At 39.0% G+C, this 18,784-nt stretch carries 14 protein-coding genes and 2 pseudogenes; 14 read left to right on the top strand and 2 right to left on the bottom strand.

Features of this window, described 5'->3' with window-relative positions; all coding sequences use genetic code 11:
* Window positions 1–47: 47 nt before the first annotated feature.
* Window positions 48–455 (bottom strand): Hsp20/alpha crystallin family protein, encoded by a 408-nt coding sequence (locus AC3ISB_RS10335; protein WP_489276317.1) that lies wholly within the window; start codon window positions 453–455, stop codon window positions 48–50.
* A gap of 240 nt (window positions 456–695) precedes the next feature.
* Here AC3ISB_RS10335 and AC3ISB_RS10340 point away from each other — a divergent pair.
* Window positions 696–1,019, top strand: a pseudogene (locus tag AC3ISB_RS10340) (monooxygenase); the annotation flags it as partial.
* Window positions 1,020–1,087: 68 nt separating this feature from the next.
* The gene (locus AC3ISB_RS10345) at window positions 1,088–1,645 is read left to right on the top strand and encodes a hypothetical protein (protein ID WP_141995068.1); all 558 of its coding nucleotides are present in this window, start codon (window positions 1,088–1,090) and stop codon (window positions 1,643–1,645) included.
* A gap of 852 nt (window positions 1,646–2,497) precedes the next feature.
* On the opposite strand, the gene AC3ISB_RS10350 is transcribed toward AC3ISB_RS10345, so the two are convergent.
* The gene (locus tag AC3ISB_RS10350; protein ID WP_489276319.1) at window positions 2,498–3,472 is read right to left on the bottom strand and encodes a LacI family DNA-binding transcriptional regulator; all 975 of its coding nucleotides are present in this window, start codon (window positions 3,470–3,472) and stop codon (window positions 2,498–2,500) included.
* Between the two features lie 465 nt (window positions 3,473–3,937).
* Here AC3ISB_RS10350 and AC3ISB_RS10355 point away from each other — a divergent pair, with 465 nt between their 5' ends.
* The 12 genes and pseudogenes from AC3ISB_RS10355 to AC3ISB_RS10410 all read left to right on the top strand — a co-directional run bounded on the left by AC3ISB_RS10355 (window position 3,938) and on the right by AC3ISB_RS10410 (window position 18,759).
* On the top strand, window positions 3,938–5,236 hold the full coding sequence (locus AC3ISB_RS10355; RefSeq protein WP_141995070.1) for an ABC transporter substrate-binding protein: 1,299 nt from the start codon (window positions 3,938–3,940) through the stop codon (window positions 5,234–5,236).
* Between the two features lie 11 nt (window positions 5,237–5,247).
* On the top strand, window positions 5,248–6,192 hold the full coding sequence (locus tag AC3ISB_RS10360; RefSeq protein ID WP_141995071.1) for a carbohydrate ABC transporter permease: 945 nt from the start codon (window positions 5,248–5,250) through the stop codon (window positions 6,190–6,192).
* Window positions 6,192–7,040: a carbohydrate ABC transporter permease gene (locus tag AC3ISB_RS10365; RefSeq protein ID WP_141995072.1), complete on the top strand. Its 849-nt coding sequence runs from the start codon at window positions 6,192–6,194 to the stop codon at window positions 7,038–7,040. Before AC3ISB_RS10360 ends, AC3ISB_RS10365 begins: the two co-directional genes overlap by 1 nt.
* Window positions 7,041–7,160: 120 nt before the next feature.
* A complete protein-coding gene (locus tag AC3ISB_RS10370; protein ID WP_480338833.1) occupies window positions 7,161–8,402 on the top strand; it encodes an MFS transporter in 1,242 nt (413 codons plus the stop codon).
* Between the two features lie 21 nt (window positions 8,403–8,423).
* Window positions 8,424–9,887, top strand: a complete 1,464-nt coding sequence (locus AC3ISB_RS10375) for a glycoside hydrolase family 32 protein (RefSeq protein WP_141995088.1) — start codon at window positions 8,424–8,426, stop codon at window positions 9,885–9,887.
* Window positions 9,888–9,941: 54 nt separating this feature from the next.
* Window positions 9,942–10,952 carry a carbohydrate kinase family protein gene (locus AC3ISB_RS10380; RefSeq protein ID WP_141995074.1) on the top strand — a complete coding sequence of 337 codons (1,011 nt, stop codon included), beginning with the start codon at window positions 9,942–9,944 and terminating at the stop codon, window positions 10,950–10,952.
* A 414-nt stretch (window positions 10,953–11,366) separates the two neighbouring features.
* Window positions 11,367–11,471 (top strand): annotated as a pseudogene (locus tag AC3ISB_RS10385) (recombinase family protein); the annotation flags it as partial.
* Between the two features lie 515 nt (window positions 11,472–11,986).
* A complete protein-coding gene (locus AC3ISB_RS10390; RefSeq protein ID WP_489276322.1) occupies window positions 11,987–13,588 on the top strand; it encodes a long-chain-fatty-acid--CoA ligase in 1,602 nt (533 codons plus the stop codon).
* An 87-nt stretch (window positions 13,589–13,675) separates the two neighbouring features.
* On the top strand, window positions 13,676–14,953 hold the full coding sequence (locus tag AC3ISB_RS10395; protein ID WP_480338835.1) for an MFS transporter: 1,278 nt from the start codon (window positions 13,676–13,678) through the stop codon (window positions 14,951–14,953).
* 92 nt (window positions 14,954–15,045) lie between these two features.
* Complete coding sequence (locus AC3ISB_RS10400; protein ID WP_480338836.1) at window positions 15,046–16,218, top strand: thiolase family protein; 1,173 nt, start codon at window positions 15,046–15,048, stop codon at window positions 16,216–16,218.
* Between the two features lie 137 nt (window positions 16,219–16,355).
* Complete coding sequence (locus AC3ISB_RS10405) at window positions 16,356–17,504, top strand: acyl-CoA dehydrogenase family protein (protein ID WP_144551017.1); 1,149 nt, start codon at window positions 16,356–16,358, stop codon at window positions 17,502–17,504.
* Window positions 17,505–17,574: 70 nt separating this feature from the next.
* Window positions 17,575–18,759 (top strand): thiolase family protein, encoded by a 1,185-nt coding sequence (locus tag AC3ISB_RS10410; RefSeq protein WP_480338837.1) that lies wholly within the window; start codon window positions 17,575–17,577, stop codon window positions 18,757–18,759.
* Window positions 18,760–18,784 lie beyond the last annotated feature (25 nt).

Here is an 18,784-nt window from a genome sequence, read left to right on the forward strand (position 1 = left end):
AGGGAGAAGTGGTTCCCTAGGCCATTCTTTTTATTTTTATGAATGAACTACTCAATGTTAATATCTTCAGCTGTTTTTCCGGGGGAAAACTTATGGATGCGAATCACCAATATCGGATTCGAGAATTCAGCGGTAATTCTTCGAGAGCAAATCGAAAAGGGGAAAGGGATCTTTCTCTGTGTGGGCAGTATATCTTCTTTTTTTTCAAGAATTGGCTTATCAGTATCGTAAACGATGATCGATAGCTCATTATCACATAGGCAAACTTTTATATCTTTCACATCATGATTTTCCAAAACCGCTTCCACCATATACTCATCGTCACTTTCGTATATATCAATTGAAAAAAGTTGATGATCCAACGCACAAGTTTCCGGATCCAGAAAAAAACTTTTTACCCATTCATCAAACTTTTCAACCTCATTCATTTGCGATCCATGTTGATTGTCTTGCATGTTGATACCCCCGGTTTTCCTTTGAGGTATTATATGTTGGAGCATGAAGAATGGTGAATGAAATAGTGAAATTGATGATGATAAAAGATTCCGGAAAAGTGGTTCAAAAAATGTAATAGCAACCAAGGACTTTAGAAAAGTAATTAAAGCAAAGAAACGATGTGTGTGTGGGTATTAAGGGAATTAAAAATTAGCAAGAAGTTAATGAAAGTGATGACCAATTGTATATGAGTAGGTCATTTTGGTGCCCGTGGATTGAACTCCGGAATACCGGATGCAATTATTTCTGTAAGGGGGATTGAGAAAGCGCTTCAATCTAATTCTGAAGCGGAGCGAAAAGAAGCAATTGATGCAGCAGCGACTGAAAGACGGATTGCCGCAAAGTGGAACCGAGACGGGTCAACCACTGCATTGCATCACCTTCAAGGGGATGCCCCTGAAATGAACCTAAAGCGTGAACTTGCAGCATCCCTCGTATCCATAGTTCCAAGACTGGGACGCTGGCTCGATGAAGGCCCATATGGACCGAAATTTGGTCCTCCAGAACTGACAACAAAATATTAACAGACATTGGTCGGCAGGGAAATCCCAGTAGGCTGATAAAACGGAAGATATGAAAGGAGCGGACTAAAATGGCTTTAGCCGGAATAATCAATGAAGAAAAGTATGGTACAGACGCACGGTCTGCCAATGAAATGATTGAGCGACTTACATCCATAGACTGGTATTCACAGGCAGGGGTAAAGTGTAATGAAGCAGAGAAAAAAGTAGAGCAGTTTATGAGTGCAATTGGCGTCAGTGAATATAAAATAAAGTGGCTTTCGGCAGCGCAGGTTTTAGAAACAGTCAGCCAACTTTCGTTTGAAAGCAGTACACTTTGGGAAGTTCTGAAAGAATTACCGGATCAACTTAAGGAAAAGATCGATGCCGCTGGAAATGAAAAACTGCTTGCCGATATCGTGGACAAAGTGCCGGAGGCCGTTTTTCATGGAGCATATAAACAAGCATTCAACGTATTTAGGGATGAAAAAGCAATCAAGTTCCTCGTTGGACATGCCATGTATATAAGCGTTCTTGCTTGTACAGCCGAACTTGCCGGTGAAGAAAACCCATTTTCATTTATTGTAGAATTGCTTGCAGATGGACATTTGCCGCTCGGCCCTGAAGGAAATACGCTTTATCTTCTATAATTTAGTGAGAGAACATGATAGTGATGTTTGTGTGCCAATCTCACCTACTCACATATCTACTAGAACTTATCATGTCACATATTGAAGCGTTGAGACCCTATTGCAAACAGTGTTGTTATTATACAAGCCGGGCAGACGACTACCGGCTGTCGGGAATAAACAAACAAGGCTGCCCGAAACGAAAAAAATCTGGTGCAGCCTTGTTTGCTCTACCGTTTTAACCTGAAAATGTGGTTAACACAAAAGCCATTACATTCAAAATTAACTTAATAATAATGCTGCCCATCCTCTATTTTTCTTTTCCTCTTTATTCATAGTTTTTTCCTAGCCCCTCGGCCTTTGCCTGTTGGAGCAATTTTATTTTCCGCTTTCCATTTCTTTGGAGTCATGGACTCTTCCCCAAAACGATAGGAGTAAATTCTTTAACCGCCATATTAGCCGCTTAATTCTTAACTGAATTACCCGAGTGATAAAGATCTACTATAGTCTACTTGAACTCATTATTATATTTTTTACCTATACAAGACGGACACATCCTCTCAAAAATCATTGTAAGGACTTAACTAAAATGTGTTCATGAAACTATACTAACTACACTCCTATATAAAAAGGGCGAGGCTAAGAATAGACTCAAAACGTTAACGGGTTAAAATATTAATTTGATCTGTCTATCCCATTCGAAAAAGTACACTTTTTCAGACAAAATACGTGAACTGACTCCCTTCAAGTAATACAGTTTCTTTTTTATAACTAGCTATTTAGAGTGAATCTACAATTTTTTTCTATTCGTCTTTGTATTTGCACCAAAGCCGGTTTTGACACCTCCAAAAACCATCATACAAATACAATAAATTAAGTCGTTCCACCTTCTAAAAGTTTAACAGGCAGATATGTCTCAAACGGAAAATTGTTAAATTCACCTTCAATTTGTTTTAATAAAATATCAATTGCTGTCTTGGCAATTAAATCAATTGGTTGTTGTATGGTTGTCAATTCTGGCAGTAAAACTTGAACGGCTTCTGTTCCATCATAACCGACAACTTTTAATTGCGTTGGTATATCTTTTCCGCGTTTTTTAGATTCAGCTATAACAGATGCCGCGATTAAATCATCACTTGCAAAGATCCCATCTACTTCTGGATGTTCATCAAAAAGCTTAGAGATTACTTCTTGATGACTTTGACGAGGTGAAACTTCATATGTAATTGGAAGTCTACTATGTTCCTTCATAACATCCTCATACGCTTTTCTTCTTAAGTTTGCTGGTGTTTGCAGCTCAATTGGTCCATTTATATGAACAATAAACTGACAACCTTTCATTATTAATAATTCTGTAGCTTTTTTTCCTCCGCTATAATTGTCAGAGCCAACAACAGGGATGTTTTTCGATAAGTAGTGGTCAATTGCTACGACAGAAAGATTCTGCTTCTCATAATTTAGTATACCTCGGTTATATGTCACAACGACTACTCCATCTACCTGATTACGTATGAGCATTTCTAAATATTTTTCTTCTTTATCTATACGGTTTAAACTGTTACAAAGTAACAATTTATAGCCTAATGAAGCACAGATGCTTTCAATATGAAAGGTAAGTTCACCGAAAAATGGGTTACTTGAATTTGGGATAATTAGTCCTATTATATTAGTTCGTTTATTGAATAGAGAACGGGCTAAATCGTTTGGAAAATAATTAATCTCTTCCATCGCTTTATAAACTTTTTCTTTTGTTTTTTCACTTATGTAACCGCGGTTATTTAATACACGGGAAACTGTTGTTGATGAAACACCTGCTATTTTTGCCACATCGTGAATGTTAGGCTTCATTTCATGTCCTCCTACCTTATTAAGAAACATCCATTTTATTTAACTTTTTTAACTACTCATTTGAATAAAGTTTTCATGTTTTGGTCCATTGATTGGATACTGAGATTTTTTCAGTTGGTTCACAGAGATATTAAACATTGGCATCAATATTGTATAAAGAGCGAAGGTGATAAAAATGAAAAATCCATTAATAAACTGTTTAATAGCATATCATAATCTGTCACCTACTAGGAAAACCCTATAATAAAATAATTTCAGATTAGTCGGATCACGCACTTATTTTAGAGAAAAGTACTAATATGTGCAAGAGTTAGAGACAAATTACATGAAAGATAATGTCTGATTTTTCAAAAAAATAACTGTCAATCGGTTGACATATGTAACCGGTTGACATAAACTACAATTGAAAGCGCTTTTATAAGTTTTTTTTTAAGACGAAAGACATATGAGGGGGAAGTGAAAGGTATGAAGAAATGGCTACTAGTAAGTATATCTTTATTACTGATGTTTGCTGCGGTGGGCTGCAGCAAAAGCGAAAGCGTAAATAGTGATGGTAAAAAGACGATTACGATGTGGGTACATATATCTGATGAGAATGAAGAAGGAAAAGTGTATAAAAAACGGGTAGAAGCCTTCAATAAGAAGTATTCTTCTGACAATATCAAAGCTAAAATTGAATTTATTCCACGTAGCGGAAATGGCGGTGGTTATGAAGACAAAGTAAACGCGGCCCTTACAACCAGCACTTTGCCGGATGTTATTACTTTGGACGGACCAAATACAGCTGCTTACGCGAAATCTGGTGTCATTGCACCATTGGATGAGTATATAAAAGATCAAGAGGATTTGCTGCCAAGTATTAAGCAACAAGGAACTTATAAAGACAAGCTGTATGCAATTGGTGTTAGTGAATCATCAGTTGGGATTTACTACAATAAAAGAATGTTACAAGAGGCGGGCGTAGATTTGAATACGCTGCCAACAGTTGATAATCCATGGACATGGGACCAATTCCTTGCTCTTTGTAAAACGTTGAAAGATAAATACGACAAACCAGCTATTGATATGCAATTACAGTCGAAAGACGAAATGTTGACGTATGCGCTAACTCCGTTTGTCTGGTCAGCTGATGGGGATATCATCTCGAAAGATGGAAAGAAAGCAGAAGGTGTCTTCAATAAAAAAACTACTGTTGAAGCAATGACTTTTATTCAAACAATGTTGAAAGAAGGTTATACGACACGAACGCCAGTCAAACAAGCGTTTGAAACGGAAAAATATTCAATGAAGTTTAGTGGAGTATGGACAGTAACTGATATGAAAACAAACTACCAAAAGGTAGATTATGGCGTTATGCCATATCCAGTATCACCAAAGACAAAGAAACTAGTTTCTCCTTCAGGTAGTTGGCAATTTGCGATGACACAAACGTCCGAAAATAAAGAATGGGCTGCAAAATTAGTTGACTGGATGACAAACAAAGATTCGAATGTGGAACTGAGCCGTACGATTGCAGCACTGCCAGTCCGATACTCTTCTGAAAAAGTGATGGCAAAAGAGTTCTCAGATCAAATGAATGTCTTCCTGAAACAATTGAAAGAAACAGGACACGCACGTCCCGTTACACCGGCTTATCCGCAAGTCACGCGTGCTTTCCAACAAACAATCGATGACATCAGCTTCTATGATCAAAATAAAGATATCCAAAAAGTATTGGATACACATGCGAAAGAAATGCAATCAGCTATAGATAAGGCCAATTAGAAGGAGGAACTATGAGTAAAATTGGATGGAAAGAAAATAGGAATGTCTATACATTTCTGAGACCAGAGGGAAGAATCAAGAATAAAATTCGGTGGAAAGAAAATGTAGTTGCATATACATTTTTGGGGCCGGCGTTGTTACTTTTATCGATGTTCCTTGTTATTCCATCTATTATGTCAGTCTATTATGCGTTTACGGATTATTATTTATTAACACCCGATATGCGCACATTTGTCGGATTGGACAATTTCATTAATCTATTCCAGGACCCAATTTTTCTGAAAAGCTTGGTGAACACACTGGAATTTGTAGTTTGGGTTATTCCGTTACAGATAGGGGCAGCTCTTGGGCTGGCCCTCCTGTTAAATAAACAACGTAAAGCAAACACGTTTTTTAAAGTAGCTTACTTTAGTCCAGTTGTCATGTCACTTGTCGTTATCTCTGTTCTATGGTTGTATTTGTTGAATCCAAATGAAGGGATTATTAACAATGTACTCACATACTTCGGCATTTCAGCGCAACCGTTTTTGACAAGTCCTAAGCAGGCGATATTTACAATTGTTGTGGTTTCGGCTTGGCAAGGAGCCGGCTTTCAGATGCTGATTTTTCTAGCAGGACTGCAGAATATCCCTGGTGATGTCTATGAGGCGGCACAGTTAGACGGAATGAATAAATGGCAACGATTTATTTACATTACGTTACCTTTGTTGAAACCAACTTCAATTTTTATATTTATTACCACATTAATTGGCGCATTCAAGCTGTTGGTTCAACCAATGGTTATGACGCAAGGCGGACCAGTGAATTCCACCATGACGGTTGTCTATTATATTTATCAAACTGGTTTTACGGACCGCATGGTTGGTTATGCCAGTTCAATTGCTCTCTTGTTTGGAACGATTATCGGATTGGTTACGATTACGCAACGTAAACTGGTGAAGGAGGATGAAGACTGATGAGACGGAAATTCGGGCCTCTAACGATTTTAGAATACATTTGCCTGGTTTTGCTCGCAGTGCTATTTATTTTTCCGCTGTTTTGGATGGTCGCATCCTCGATGAAACCAGAAGCGGAAATTTATAACGATATGAGTAACATTAAGGCTTTCCTGCCATCATTTCATCCATCAGACTGGTTTGTATCCTACAAGCAAGTTCTGTTACGATTTCATTTACTAGGTTATATCGGCAACAGTTTGTTTTATGGTTTGTGTGTAGCAGTTGGTTCCATAATTATCAATGGGATGGCGGGCTATGCATTTGCTAAACTTAATTTTAGTGGAAAAAAAGTGCTGTTTGGTCTTTTATTGGCTATTTTGATCGTGCCATTTGAAACCATCTTAATCTCTCAATTTACCATTATTCATAGCATTGGATTAGTGGATACACGTCTTGCGGTTATTTTGCCAGCGTTGGCAGGGGCATTCAATATCTATTTGTTCCGAAACTTTTTTATGGCTATTCCAACAGAGATTATTGAATCGGCTAAATTGGATGGGGCAAATACATGGCAAGTATTCTGGCGGGTCATGCTACCGATGTCTAAACCAGCCGTTGCCACTGTTGGGACATTGGCTTTCATCGGAAGTTGGAATGATTATATCTGGCCTCTGATGGTCTTGACAGACAAGTCGAAATTTCCGATCCAAGTAGCGATTACAGCAATTAATAGTACAGATCCGGTTTATACTAACCAAGTCATGGCTGTACTGACGATATCCACCGTTCCATTGATTATTATCTATATTGTGGCTCAACGTTATATTTTAGAGGGGATTGGCGGTTCAGGTACAGGCATTAAATAGAGAGTGTATCATCATTAACAACCATGTATGGACTTAAATTCATATTTCTATTTCTTCTTTTTCATATCGTTAACTAGTTATTCATTTCTTTTCACATGTCTAGTAAAAGGAGCAATTAAATTGAAAGTTTCAAAAAATCTGTATTGGATGTTAAGTGCGTATTTTTTCTTTTTCTTTTTCACTTGGTCTTCTAGTTACTCTTTATTTTCCATTTGGTTAGGACAAGAAATAAATTTAAGTGGGTCAGCTACAGGTATTATCTTTTCTGTAAACGCTATCTTCGCCTTATGTATGCAGCCACTATATGGTTATATATCTGACAAAATAGGTTTAAAGAAAAAAATATTATCTTTCATTAGTTTGCTAATCGTATTTGTAGGACCATTTTATATTTTCATCTATGGACCATTATTAAAATACAATGTCTTTTGGGGCGCGATTGTTGGAGGAATTTATTTAGCAGTTGCTTTTCTAGCTGGTATTGGAGCGATTGAATCATATATTGAGAAGATTAGCCGTAAATATGATTTCGAGTATGGAAAATCGAGAATGTGGGGCTCTCTAGGGTGGGCGGCAGCTACATTTTTTGCAGGACAGCTGTTTAATATTAATCCAAATATCAATTTCTGGGTTGCATCTGTTTCAGCAATCATATTAGTGGCCATTATTATGTCTGTGAAAATAGAAATGACGGATCAAGAGATAAATAGAGCCGATTCTATTAAATTAAAAGACGTTGGACAACTTTTTTTATTAAAAGATTTCTGGTTTTTCATGATGTACATTATTGGGGTGACATGCGTCTACAGTGTTTATGATCAGCAATTCCCTCTTTATTACGCATCTTTATTTCCGACTGAATCGTTAGGCAATCAAGTATTTGGATATCTAAACTCGTTCCAAGTATTTTTAGAGGCTGGAATGATGTTTCTTGCTCCGTTTATCGTAAATAAGTTTGGTGTAAAGAATAGTTTAATTTTAGCAGGATTTTTAATGGCCTTCCGAATCATCGGTTCTGGAATAGTTGTTGGGCCAATCGGAATTTCTTCGATGAAATTAATTCATGCTCTAGAATTGCCTATTATGCTAATTGCTATTTTTAAATATTTAGCAGCGAATTTTGATACCCGTCTATCTTCTGTGCTTTATCTAGTTGGTTTCCAATTTGCCTCTCAGGTAGGTGCATCTATTCTTTCACCAATTGCAGGTGGATTATATGACAGTGTAGGATTTCGTCATACCTATCTCATCATGGGAATCATGGTTTTTTGTTTTACCATTATTTCAATCTTTACTTTAAAAGGTTCTAAAAAAAGCAAAGGCTTAAATGGCAATGTGGAAAGGTTACGAAAGATAATATAGGAGGATGTTAGGATGTTAACAATTAATAGAATTAAACAGGCTGAAGAGGCACTGAAGAATGCAAAGAAAAAAATAAATAATCGTTATCGATTAGGTTACCATATCATGGCTCCAGCTAACTGGATTAATGACCCGAACGGTTTCGCACAATATAAGGGGGAATATCATGCATTTTATCAATTCCATCCATATGATGCAAATTGGGGGCCTATGCATTGGGGCCATGTAAAAAGTAAAGATCTCATTCATTGGGAGCATTTGCCTGTTGCTTTAGCTCCTGGGGATGCATGTGATACAGATGGATGTTTCTCAGGAAGTGCCGTTGATAATAATGGTGAACTAACCCTAATCTATACAGGACATCACTATACAGATAAGGAAAAAGATCTCTTCTATCAAAATCAAAATATTGCGGTCAGTACGGATGGCATAACATTTGAGAAAGTTGGAGAAAATCCGGTTATTGCTAAACCACCAGTAGATAGTGCACATCACTTCCGTGATCCAAAGGTGTGGAAGCACAATGATGCCTGGTACATGGTTTTAGGAAATTCAACGAAGGAGAATGTCGGAAGAGTTATTTTATACCGTTCTCCTGATCTACTGAATTGGGAATACATTGGCGTTCTTGCACAAAGTGATGGCTCACTTGGATATATGTGGGAATGTCCAGACTTCTTTGAATTAGATGGAAAATATATTCTAATGATCTCTCCTCAAGGTATTAAATCAAATGGAGATTTATATAATAATCTATTCCAAACAGGTTATTTGGTTGGAGATTATAATTATGAAACAAACGCGTTTGTTCATGGATCATTTACTGAACTAGATAATGGACATGACTTTTATGCAGTTCAAACACTATTAGATGATAAAGGTCGTCGAATTGCAATTGGTTGGATGGATATGTGGGAGTCAAACATGCCAACAAAAGCAGATGGATGGTGTGGAGCCTTAACATTACCACGTGAAATAACGCTAGGGGATCATAACAAGATTTTAATGAATCCTGTTGAGGAATTAACCTTATTACGTGATTCTGAACACAATGAGTGTACAAATCAATCCATTTCTGAAAGCTATTTGGTAGAAACGAAAGATGATTTACTTGAAGTGAAAGCTGTGTTTGACTTAACTAATTGTAGTGCTCAATCTGTAGGTCTAAAGATTCGTGGAGTTAACCAAGAAGAAACAGTATTAACGTATCACTTAGATAAACAACAGCTAACACTTGATTGCTCCAAGTCAGGAAAAGTGGAAGATGGTGTTAGGAACACAATACTTGAGACAAATAAAGAGCTTTCCCTACGTGTATTTATTGATCGATCTTCCATTGAAATCTTTGCGAATGATGGACAAACGACCATGACAAGTCGTATCTATCCGAATGAAGATAGATTAGGTATTGAGTTATTTACTGAGAATGGTGATGTACAAGTCAAGGAAATAACTTATTGGAACCTAAAAGACATCTGGAAATAAAATAACAAGGAACAAGTGTCTAGACCACTTGTTCCTTGTTTAGGGGTGAATACATTGAAAAAAGTTTTTTGTATTGGCGAGACATTAATTGATTTTATTCCTATTCAAAAAGAAAAATCTTTAAAAGAGGTTACTGGTTTTGAACGTGTTGCCGGTGGAGCTCCTATGAACGTTGCGATTGCAATTGCAAAATATGGTGGGAATTCCGTCATGCTAACCAAGATAGCTAATGATAATTTTGGTGATTATTTAATGGACGTGCTTCAAGGAAATGATGTAGACACTTCCTATATAATTCGAAGCGATGAAGGTGAAACTGGATTAGCATTTGTATCTGTAGATAATTTCGGAGAAAGAAGTTTTAATTTTTATCGAAAGAATACAGCTGATTTATTACTTTCACCAGATGAGGTGAAGTCAGAGTGGTTTAATCAAGGAGATCTTCTTCACTTTTGCTCAGTGGATTTAGTTGAAAGTCCAATGAAACAAACTCATATAAAAGTGATAGACAGATTTAATAAAATAGGTGGAATTGTAAGTTTTGACCCTAATGTCAGGCTTCCTTTATGGCCTGATGAAGAAAGCTGTCGGCGTACGATACTAAACTTCTTGCCTCTAGCTGATATTGTAAAAGTATCCGATGAAGAATTATATTTTATAACAAATATTAATAAGGAAAAAGAAGCGATTAAATCCCTTTTTGTCGGTAACGTGAAAGTAGTCGTATATACAAAAGGAAGCGATGGCGCAAATATTTATTTGAAAAATGGAGAGGAATATGAAGACAAAGGATTTAAAGTAATTGTTTCGGATACAACTGGGGCAGGTGATGCATTTATCGGAGGTTTCTTATCCGAACTAGTGTCACTTGAAGTATCTAATGAAAATCTATGTGAAAGAGTGAGTGAAAATCATCAACGATTACTTACTTTTGCAAATGCAAGTGGAGCACTAACTGCTTCCGTAAAAGGAGCTATTCAGGCAGCACCTGGAAAACGACATGTATTAAATTTTATTTCTACTCAACGGGCAACAACAAAGAGGGGGGAGAATGAAATTCTGTAACAAATTTTAAACTACCTCGATGTGTTCATTGTATTGTTTATTAATAGTTGGTATTTACTGTTTGTAAGTGATATAGGTAGAGGATGATTAGAATGTTCCAGTTTCGTACATTGGGCGTTTCAAAATCGCCAGACCAATTTGTCATTATTGATATTCAAACTGATTTTAATTACTCAACATGTTTTTCGAACTATCATTCTACTCCTGCAAAATCTCTTCTTTCTACTCAAAATAATCATTTTAAATCCCGTTCGTAAAAGTACACTTTTACGAACGGTTCTATTTTCGATAAAATCCTCTTATTTTAACGTTCGTTAAAGTTTAAAAACACTTTACGAACGTTCATTGTTTTACATACACTTTTACGAACGTTTTTAGTAGAATAGTAGAAAGAAATAGAATGAGGTGTAAAAAATGGATGTTCGTAAATTTGGATACATACGAATAAGCAGCAAAGATCAAAATGAAGGACGACAACTTCAAGCCATATTGGATAATGGTCTTAAAGAACGAGATATCTAGATCTTTACAGGATGGTCCGATCGATTGAACTAGTTATGTGGCTTAGAAGATTCTTGGATACAGCGGTGGCCCAAAATCAGTCTGTGAATGCGCAAAAGCTAGAAATCCAGGACTGGAGTTGAGCAATAGATTTTTATAAACTTCACTAGTAAGCCAATTTTTAATAAATGTTGCAATAGGCCCATCCGTTGCTGGATGGGCTTTTTAAATTTTATAAAACCCATGGATAAAATCAAAATCACGATTTGTGAGTAGGTATAATCTATAATATGGTAAAAGCCTAGTTTCACAAGCGCTAGAAAACCAATCAAAAATTCAAAAATGAATTATTGGCATTTCGATGAATCCTCTAAAGATAGGCATTATAACTGAATAAAATTCATTAATGAATTGACTGGTCTTAATACTAAGCGATTTTACACAAAAATGGGACTTGGCATGCAAGTTGCATAATAACTATAAGTATAAATCAAACATGCACGATAAGAAATTCGTTTATGTGCGGAGGGATAATGGTGCGAAAAACAATAAATAAACCATGGGAGCAATGGTATGTTGAAAGAATGAAATCTATGAAGCTGCCGGAAATATCGGTCTATTCGCTGCTTGATATAACAGCAAGTAAGTTTCCACAACATACAGCCATCATTTATGAAGACCATTCAATGGATTATAAGAATCTAAAAATGCAGGTAGACAAACTTGCAGGTAAATGGAGAGAAATGGGCTTTGTTAAAGGTGAACGTATTGGTCTGATGATGGCCAACCACCCTTATTTCATAATCAGTTATTACGCTGCACAGGCACTGGGTCTGATAGTTGTACAGATTAATCCCCTGTATAAACCGCGGGAACTTTTGCAAATTTTAATAGACTCAGATACCAAGAATATTGTATTTGACCAAACGGCCGCAAATACAATCGAAGAAACGAAAGCGATATATGAATTTGATGTTTACATTGATACGGAAAATGATCAAAATGGCTCCTATTCCCTTCAAACGATGATTCAAACCGGAGATGCCATTAAGAAGCCCGAAATGATAAACCCGTATGAAGATACTGCAGTCATCCAATATACTGGCGGCACAACTGGGAAGATGAAGGGTGTCATGCTTACTCACTATAATTTAACCTCCAATGTCGTGCAGAGTTTTGAAATGTATGGGGATTCCCTGAAACCTGGTGAAGAAATCGTTTTGGCAGCTACGCCTCTTTACCATGTTTATGCCATGACAAGTGCGATGAATCTAGGTATCTATATTGGAGCTGCCATCCTCTTATTTCCAAAATTCGAACTTCAAGATGTACTTGCAAAAATAAAAAAGTACCGTCCGACTTTCTTTCCAGGAGTTCCAAAGATGTATAATGCTTTCGTCAATCATCCTGGAATTGAAAACTATGGACTGAATTGTTTAAAAAGTTGTTCTTGTGGATCGGCGCCTCTGCCGGTTGAAGTAATCAAGCGATTTGAGGAGCTGACAGGTGCCAAAATCGGAGAGGGTTTCGGTTTGTCGGAAGCTTCTCCTTCCACTCATCGTAATCCGCCATTTGGAAAAAGGAAAATCGGAAGCATTGGCATCCCTTTTCCAGGCACGGACTGTATGATCATTGACGATGAAAATAATGAAGTGCCTAACACATGCGTCGGGGAGTTGCTCATAAAAGGCCCGCAAATCATGAAGGGTTATTGGAATAACGAAGCAGAAACCAAAAAGGCCTTACAGAATGACTGGCTATATACTGGCGATCTTGCGGTGATGGATGATGAAGGATATTTCTATATAGTCGGCAGGAAAAAAGAAATGATCATCGTCGGCGGATTCAATATTTATCCGCAGGAGGTAGAAGGTGTTCTATATGAACATCCGGCAATAAAAGAGGCAGCTGTGGTGGGCATCCCCCATAAAGAAAAAGGCGAAATTGTGAAAGCATTCATCGTACCTAAAGAAAGTGCTTCCGTGGATCTTGAAGAAATAGAAGGATATTGTTATTCTCAATTGACTCCTTATAAAGTACCAAAAGTATTTGAATTGAGAAAAGAACTTCCGCGGAATACAGTGGGTAAACTATTAAAAAGATTGTTAGTTAAAGAAGAATTGGAAAAGGATTGAAAGAAGGGAATGTGGTTTCATTTATGAAACCTAAGTTGGATGGGTAGATCAGTGTGTGAACAAAAATGAAGCAGGGGAGGGAATTATATGCGTTGGGTTGTTCTCATTCTATTATTCTTTGGAGCCGTCATCAATTTTGCAGATAAATCGATCGTGGGTCTCGCAGCTGTTCCCATCATGAAAGAATTCAATCTTAGCTATGCGGAGTGGGGTCTTGTTGGAAGCAGTTATTATTGGCTCTACCCAGTAACAGGGATTTTGGGGGCAGCATGGGCTGATCGGCTGGGGGCTAAAAAAGTGCTTGGGTTCATCATGCTGACATGGACTGTTTTGCAATTCGGCGTTTTAGCCATCACCGCTCTTCCATTATTGATTCTATACAGGATTTTACTGGGCGCATTCGAAGGGCCTTATAGCCCAATCGCTTACAGTCATGCCGATAAGTGGTTTCCGCCGAAACTGAAAGGCTTTGCTAATTCGGTAGTGGTTGGCGGAGGAACCGTTGGTGCAATGATCGTGGCACCGATCCTGGTTTCTTTAATTACGATATTCGGCTGGAAAGCTGCCTTTGCGGCCCTTGGCGGCGCAAGCCTTGTTTGGTTCTTCCTCTTTCAATTTTTAACAAAGGAAAATCCAGTTGAAGTATATGAAAACATACAAAAGAAAAAGAAAGTGAAACTAGAAAAAATTAAAGTGAAAGACTTTTTGCTGCTACTCGCATCACCTACTGCTTTGTTTACTACGCTTGCATATTTTTCAACGTATATTTTAGTTGTTTGGTTTTCTGTTTGGCTCCCGATTTATTTAGTGGAAGCCGTAAAAATGACTCCAGGTCAAATGGGAACCAGTGTTGCGATAATCGGAGTCGTTTCCGTATGTATTTATATGGGTGTTTCGATGGTGTCTGATCATTTATTCAAGAAGAATCAGAATTGGCGGTCATCGAGGGTATTTGTCGTCGCGGGCGCTATGATTCTTGGTGCATTGTTCTTTTCCTCAATCATGCTATTTCAAAATCCAATCTGGGTGATAGTCGCCATGTGTTTAGCAAAGGGCCTTACATATGCAATTTTACCGATCGGACCAACGATCATGATTAATGAAATGCAAGAGCGGGGGGGATTGATGACAAGCATCCTAACATCATCAGGAAATATAGCAGGCATTATTGCACCTCTATTAACTGGCTATATCATAAGTTTAGCAGGAGGAAATGAATTATTGGGATATAACTTATCGATATTGTTCATGGCCATCCTTGTCCTGGCTTTTGGCATCCTGTTTGCGATATTCGTTAAACCAGCCAAATCAAAAGGGAAACATAAAAATAAAAGTTCGGATAATTTTGATCTTAAGTCCTCATAAGCAAGGGGACAACTAGCTACATTCAATGAAACTAGTGAAATGAAGGAATGCCATCAACTGGGTGTGAAAAAAGGAAAAGGAGCGGATGGGAAATGAATAGAGATGCCGTCATAGTTTCTGCAGTTCGAACAGCAATTGGAAAACAGGGAGGTGCACTTGCATCGGTTCCCGCACACGCATTTGGAGCAGAAGTGATGAAAGAAGCCATAAAACGAGCGAATGTCGAACCCCTAATGATAGATGATGTAATCATGGGGAATGTGTTAAGCGGAGGTGGAAACATTGCCAGGTTAACGGCGCTGGAAACAGGCCTCTCGATTCATCTTCCCGGACTGACTGTCGACCGTCAATGCGGATCGGGAATAAATGCTGTCAACTTGGCTGCACAAGCGATCCGGGCAGGCGAAGGTGATGTCTATATCGCCGGTGGGGTCGAGAGCATGAGCAGGGCGCCATACTTGATGGATCGCCCGGAAAAAGCATACAATGCAAAGCCACCGCAGTTCAGAAAATCCCGGTTGTCCCCAAAAGAGATTGGCGATCCCCCGATGGGAATCACGGCTGAAAACTTAGCGGAAAAATATGAGGTCAGCAGGGAAGAACAAGATGAATTCGCACTACAAAGCCAAAAAAATATGGCCAGAGCCGTGGAAGAGGGCCGTTTCAATGAGCAAATTGCGCCTATTCACATTCCCGTCAGAAAAGGCGACGATATTGAATTTAAATTGGATGAACATCCACGTCCGCAAATAATGAAAGAAGGGCTAGCCAAATTAGCACCTGCGTTTTTAGAAGGCGGTTCCGTGACTGCGGGCAATAGTTCGGGATTGAATGATGCCGCATCGGCCCTGGTCATAATGTCGAGGGAAAAAGCGGTGGAATTGGGGATTAAACCTTTGGCGAAGATCAGGGCACAGGCTGTTGCAGGGGTAGATCCAAATTATATGGGAATAGGACCTGTTCCCGCTATAAGAAAGGTAATGGAAAAATCAGGGCTTTCCTTAAATGAAATGGACATCATTGAAATTAATGAAGCCTTCGCCGCTCAAGTCATTGCTTGTAATAGGGAGCTTGATATGAATCCCGCAAGAGTGAATGTGAACGGGGGAGCCATTGCACATGGACATCCACTAGGTGCGACGGGTGCCATCCTCATTACGAAAGCGGTTTATGAATTGAAGCGTTCTGCCGGAAGGTTTGCTCTAATTACGGCTTGCATTGGAGGCGGGCAGGGAATTGCTACGATAATTGAACGTGAAGCCTGAATTTGTAAGAGTGAAGACTCTAATTTACCAGAATACAATGAATTCCATTGAATGATTAGATGATAACAGCCCTATATGCCCTATGAAGAAAACTTATAAATGGTTACTTATGAACATACCTAAGGAGGAATAAACTGATGACAATCACTTTAACCAAGGAAATGCAGCAAATGAAGGAAATGATCCGTAATTTTGTTGAAAGGGAAGTGGAGCCATACGCGATACAAATAGAAGAAGAAGATGCTATCCCGGAGCATTTGGTGGAAAAAGCAAAAGACCTTGGCTTATTCGGAATAAGCATTCCCGAACAATACGGTGGAATTGGCTTGAATGCTGTTGGAAAGGCTACCGTATTAGAGCAGTTAGGAAGGACCCATAATGGATTTGTTTCATTAATAAGTGCCCACACCGGGATTGGCAGTACAGGTCTTGTTAAGCTTGCATCCGAACATTTGAAAAATAAATATTTACCTGAAATGGCAGCAGGCACGAAAATTGGCGCCTTTGCTTTATCTGAACCAGGAGCGGGATCTGATGCAACCAATTTGGCAACAAGTGCAGAAAAGAAGGGTGATTACTGGGTGATGAACGGGACGAAACATTTCATCACGAATGGGCCGATAGCTGATGTTTATACCGTATTTGCTATAACGGATAAAGATAAAGGAGCAAAGGGAGGGATTACAGCTTTTTTAGTAGAAAGAGATTTTCCCGGTTTAATTGTCGGCAAAAAGGACAAAAAAATGGGGTTAAGGGGATCATATACCTCACAGGTCATTTTCGAGGATTGTATCATACCTGAAGAAAATGTTATCGGCGAAGTTGGAATGGGATATATCTCTGCCCTGAAAATTTTAGGTGAAGGGCGTGTAGGTTTGGCTGCAAGATCAGTGGGATCAAGTGGTAAATTGATTGAATTATCAGCCAAATATGCAAAAGAGCGCATTCAATTCGGCAAACCAATTGCGGACAACCAAGCGATTCAATGGATGCTTGCTGATATGGCAACCGAAACGGAAGCCGCAAGAGCATTGACGATGATGGCGGCACAAAAGATTGATGAAGGAAAAAAAGTGATCAAGGAAGCATCAATGGCAAAGCTGTTCGCTTCAGACGTTTTTAATCGGGTCGCGGATAAAGCGGTCCAGATTCATGGCGGAATGGGATATATGGCTGAATATCCAGTTGAACGTTTTTATCGGGATGCCCGCATAACGAAGATCTATGAAGGAACGAATGAAATCCAACGTTTAATCATAGCAAGGAATGTCTTGGAAGAGTGTTAATTTCTTACTGTTTGATTCGGGCAGGTAGTCTTTTGCCTATGAATCTGGAATTTCAAGGAGGAGGAACGAAATGGGAGAAGATATCGTAATCGTTAGTGCTGTTCGAACACCGATTGGAAGGTACGGTGGAGCATTTAAAGAGATTAGTTCCGGTCATTTGGCGAGCATAGCCATCAAAGAAGCGATCAAGCGAGCGAATATTGTAGCAGAACAAGTGGACGAAGTCATTTTCGGGGAAGTTAGGCAAACGACCGAATCCTCGAATGTCGCGAGAGTGGCAGCTCTGCGCTCAGGGATTCCCGATTCTGCACCGGCTTTTACGGTAAACCGGTTATGTGCATCTGGAATGCAGGCCATCACCTCAGCAGCACAGCAGATAAGCTCAGGTCAAGCAAATATAGTCGTTGCCGGCGGTACGGAAAGCATGAGCCGCGCACCGCTTTATTTAAGAAGTGCCCGTTTTGGGGGAGACAGGACCAAGCTAGTGGATTCTAATACTGAAGCAGGACAGCAGCCTCAAGAAATTTACGGAAAAAGTTTGGGGATGGGAATCACCGCTGAAAATGTCGCACAACGATTCAGCATTTCCAGGGAAGAACAAGATGCCTTTTCAGTGGAAAGTCAACGAAGAGCGGCGCAAGCGATAGAACAAGGAAAGTTCAAAGATGAGATCGTTCCTGTTCAAGTCTCTGACAGGAAGAGTACGGTTACCATTGAAACGGATGAATATCCACGTCCGGAAACCACAATGGAAAAACTTGCAAGCTTAAAACCGGCATTCATGGAAAACGGAACCGTCACTGCAGGGAATGCTTGTGGCCGTAATGACGGGGCTGCTGCAGTGGTATTAATGAAAGCTAGTGAAGCGAAACGTTTACAAATACAACCACTCGCAAAGATTGTAGATTGGGCGACTGCGGGAGTTTCGCCTGAAGTGATGGGAATTGGTCCAGTACCAGCCGTCGAAAAACTTATGGAGCGCACCGGGAAAAAAGTAGAGGACATTGGGCTTTTCGAATTAAATGAAGCGTTCGCTTCACAGGCATTGGCAGTAATCAGGGATTTATCGCTAGATGAAAACAAAGTTAATGTAAATGGGGGAGCGATCGCTCTTGGACACCCAGTCGGATCGACGGGCGCACGGATCGTGACAACGCTAATATATGAACTGATTCGCAGGAATGAAAGATATGGTGTTGCTACACTTTGTGTTGGCGGCGGACAGGGAATGGCTATCATGATTGAAGCCGTATAGGCCAACGATTAAGGAGTGGAAACCC

This window comes from Peribacillus sp. GL_122 (assembly GCF_057835005.1).

Bases quoted from the DNA above. Each gene is read 5' to 3' on its own strand.
- AC3ISB_RS10335 (WP_489276317.1), bottom strand. From the start codon at position 455: ATGCAAGACAATCAACATGGATCGCAAATGAATGAGGTTGAAAAGTTT.
- AC3ISB_RS10345 (WP_141995068.1), top strand. From the start codon at position 1,088: ATGGCTTTAGCCGGAATAATCAATGAAGAAAAGTATGGTACAGACGCA.
- AC3ISB_RS10350 (WP_489276319.1), bottom strand. From the start codon at position 3,472: ATGAAGCCTAACATTCACGATGTGGCAAAAATAGCAGGTGTTTCATCA.
- AC3ISB_RS10355 (WP_141995070.1), top strand. From the start codon at position 3,938: ATGAAGAAATGGCTACTAGTAAGTATATCTTTATTACTGATGTTTGCT.
- AC3ISB_RS10360 (WP_141995071.1), top strand. From the start codon at position 5,248: ATGAGTAAAATTGGATGGAAAGAAAATAGGAATGTCTATACATTTCTG.
- AC3ISB_RS10365 (WP_141995072.1), top strand. From the start codon at position 6,192: ATGAGACGGAAATTCGGGCCTCTAACGATTTTAGAATACATTTGCCTG.
- AC3ISB_RS10390 (WP_489276322.1), top strand. From the start codon at position 11,987: ATGGTGCGAAAAACAATAAATAAACCATGGGAGCAATGGTATGTTGAA.
- AC3ISB_RS10395 (WP_480338835.1), top strand. From the start codon at position 13,676: ATGCGTTGGGTTGTTCTCATTCTATTATTCTTTGGAGCCGTCATCAAT.
- AC3ISB_RS10400 (WP_480338836.1), top strand. From the start codon at position 15,046: ATGAATAGAGATGCCGTCATAGTTTCTGCAGTTCGAACAGCAATTGGA.
- AC3ISB_RS10405 (WP_144551017.1), top strand. From the start codon at position 16,356: ATGACAATCACTTTAACCAAGGAAATGCAGCAAATGAAGGAAATGATC.
- AC3ISB_RS10410 (WP_480338837.1), top strand. From the start codon at position 17,575: ATGGGAGAAGATATCGTAATCGTTAGTGCTGTTCGAACACCGATTGGA.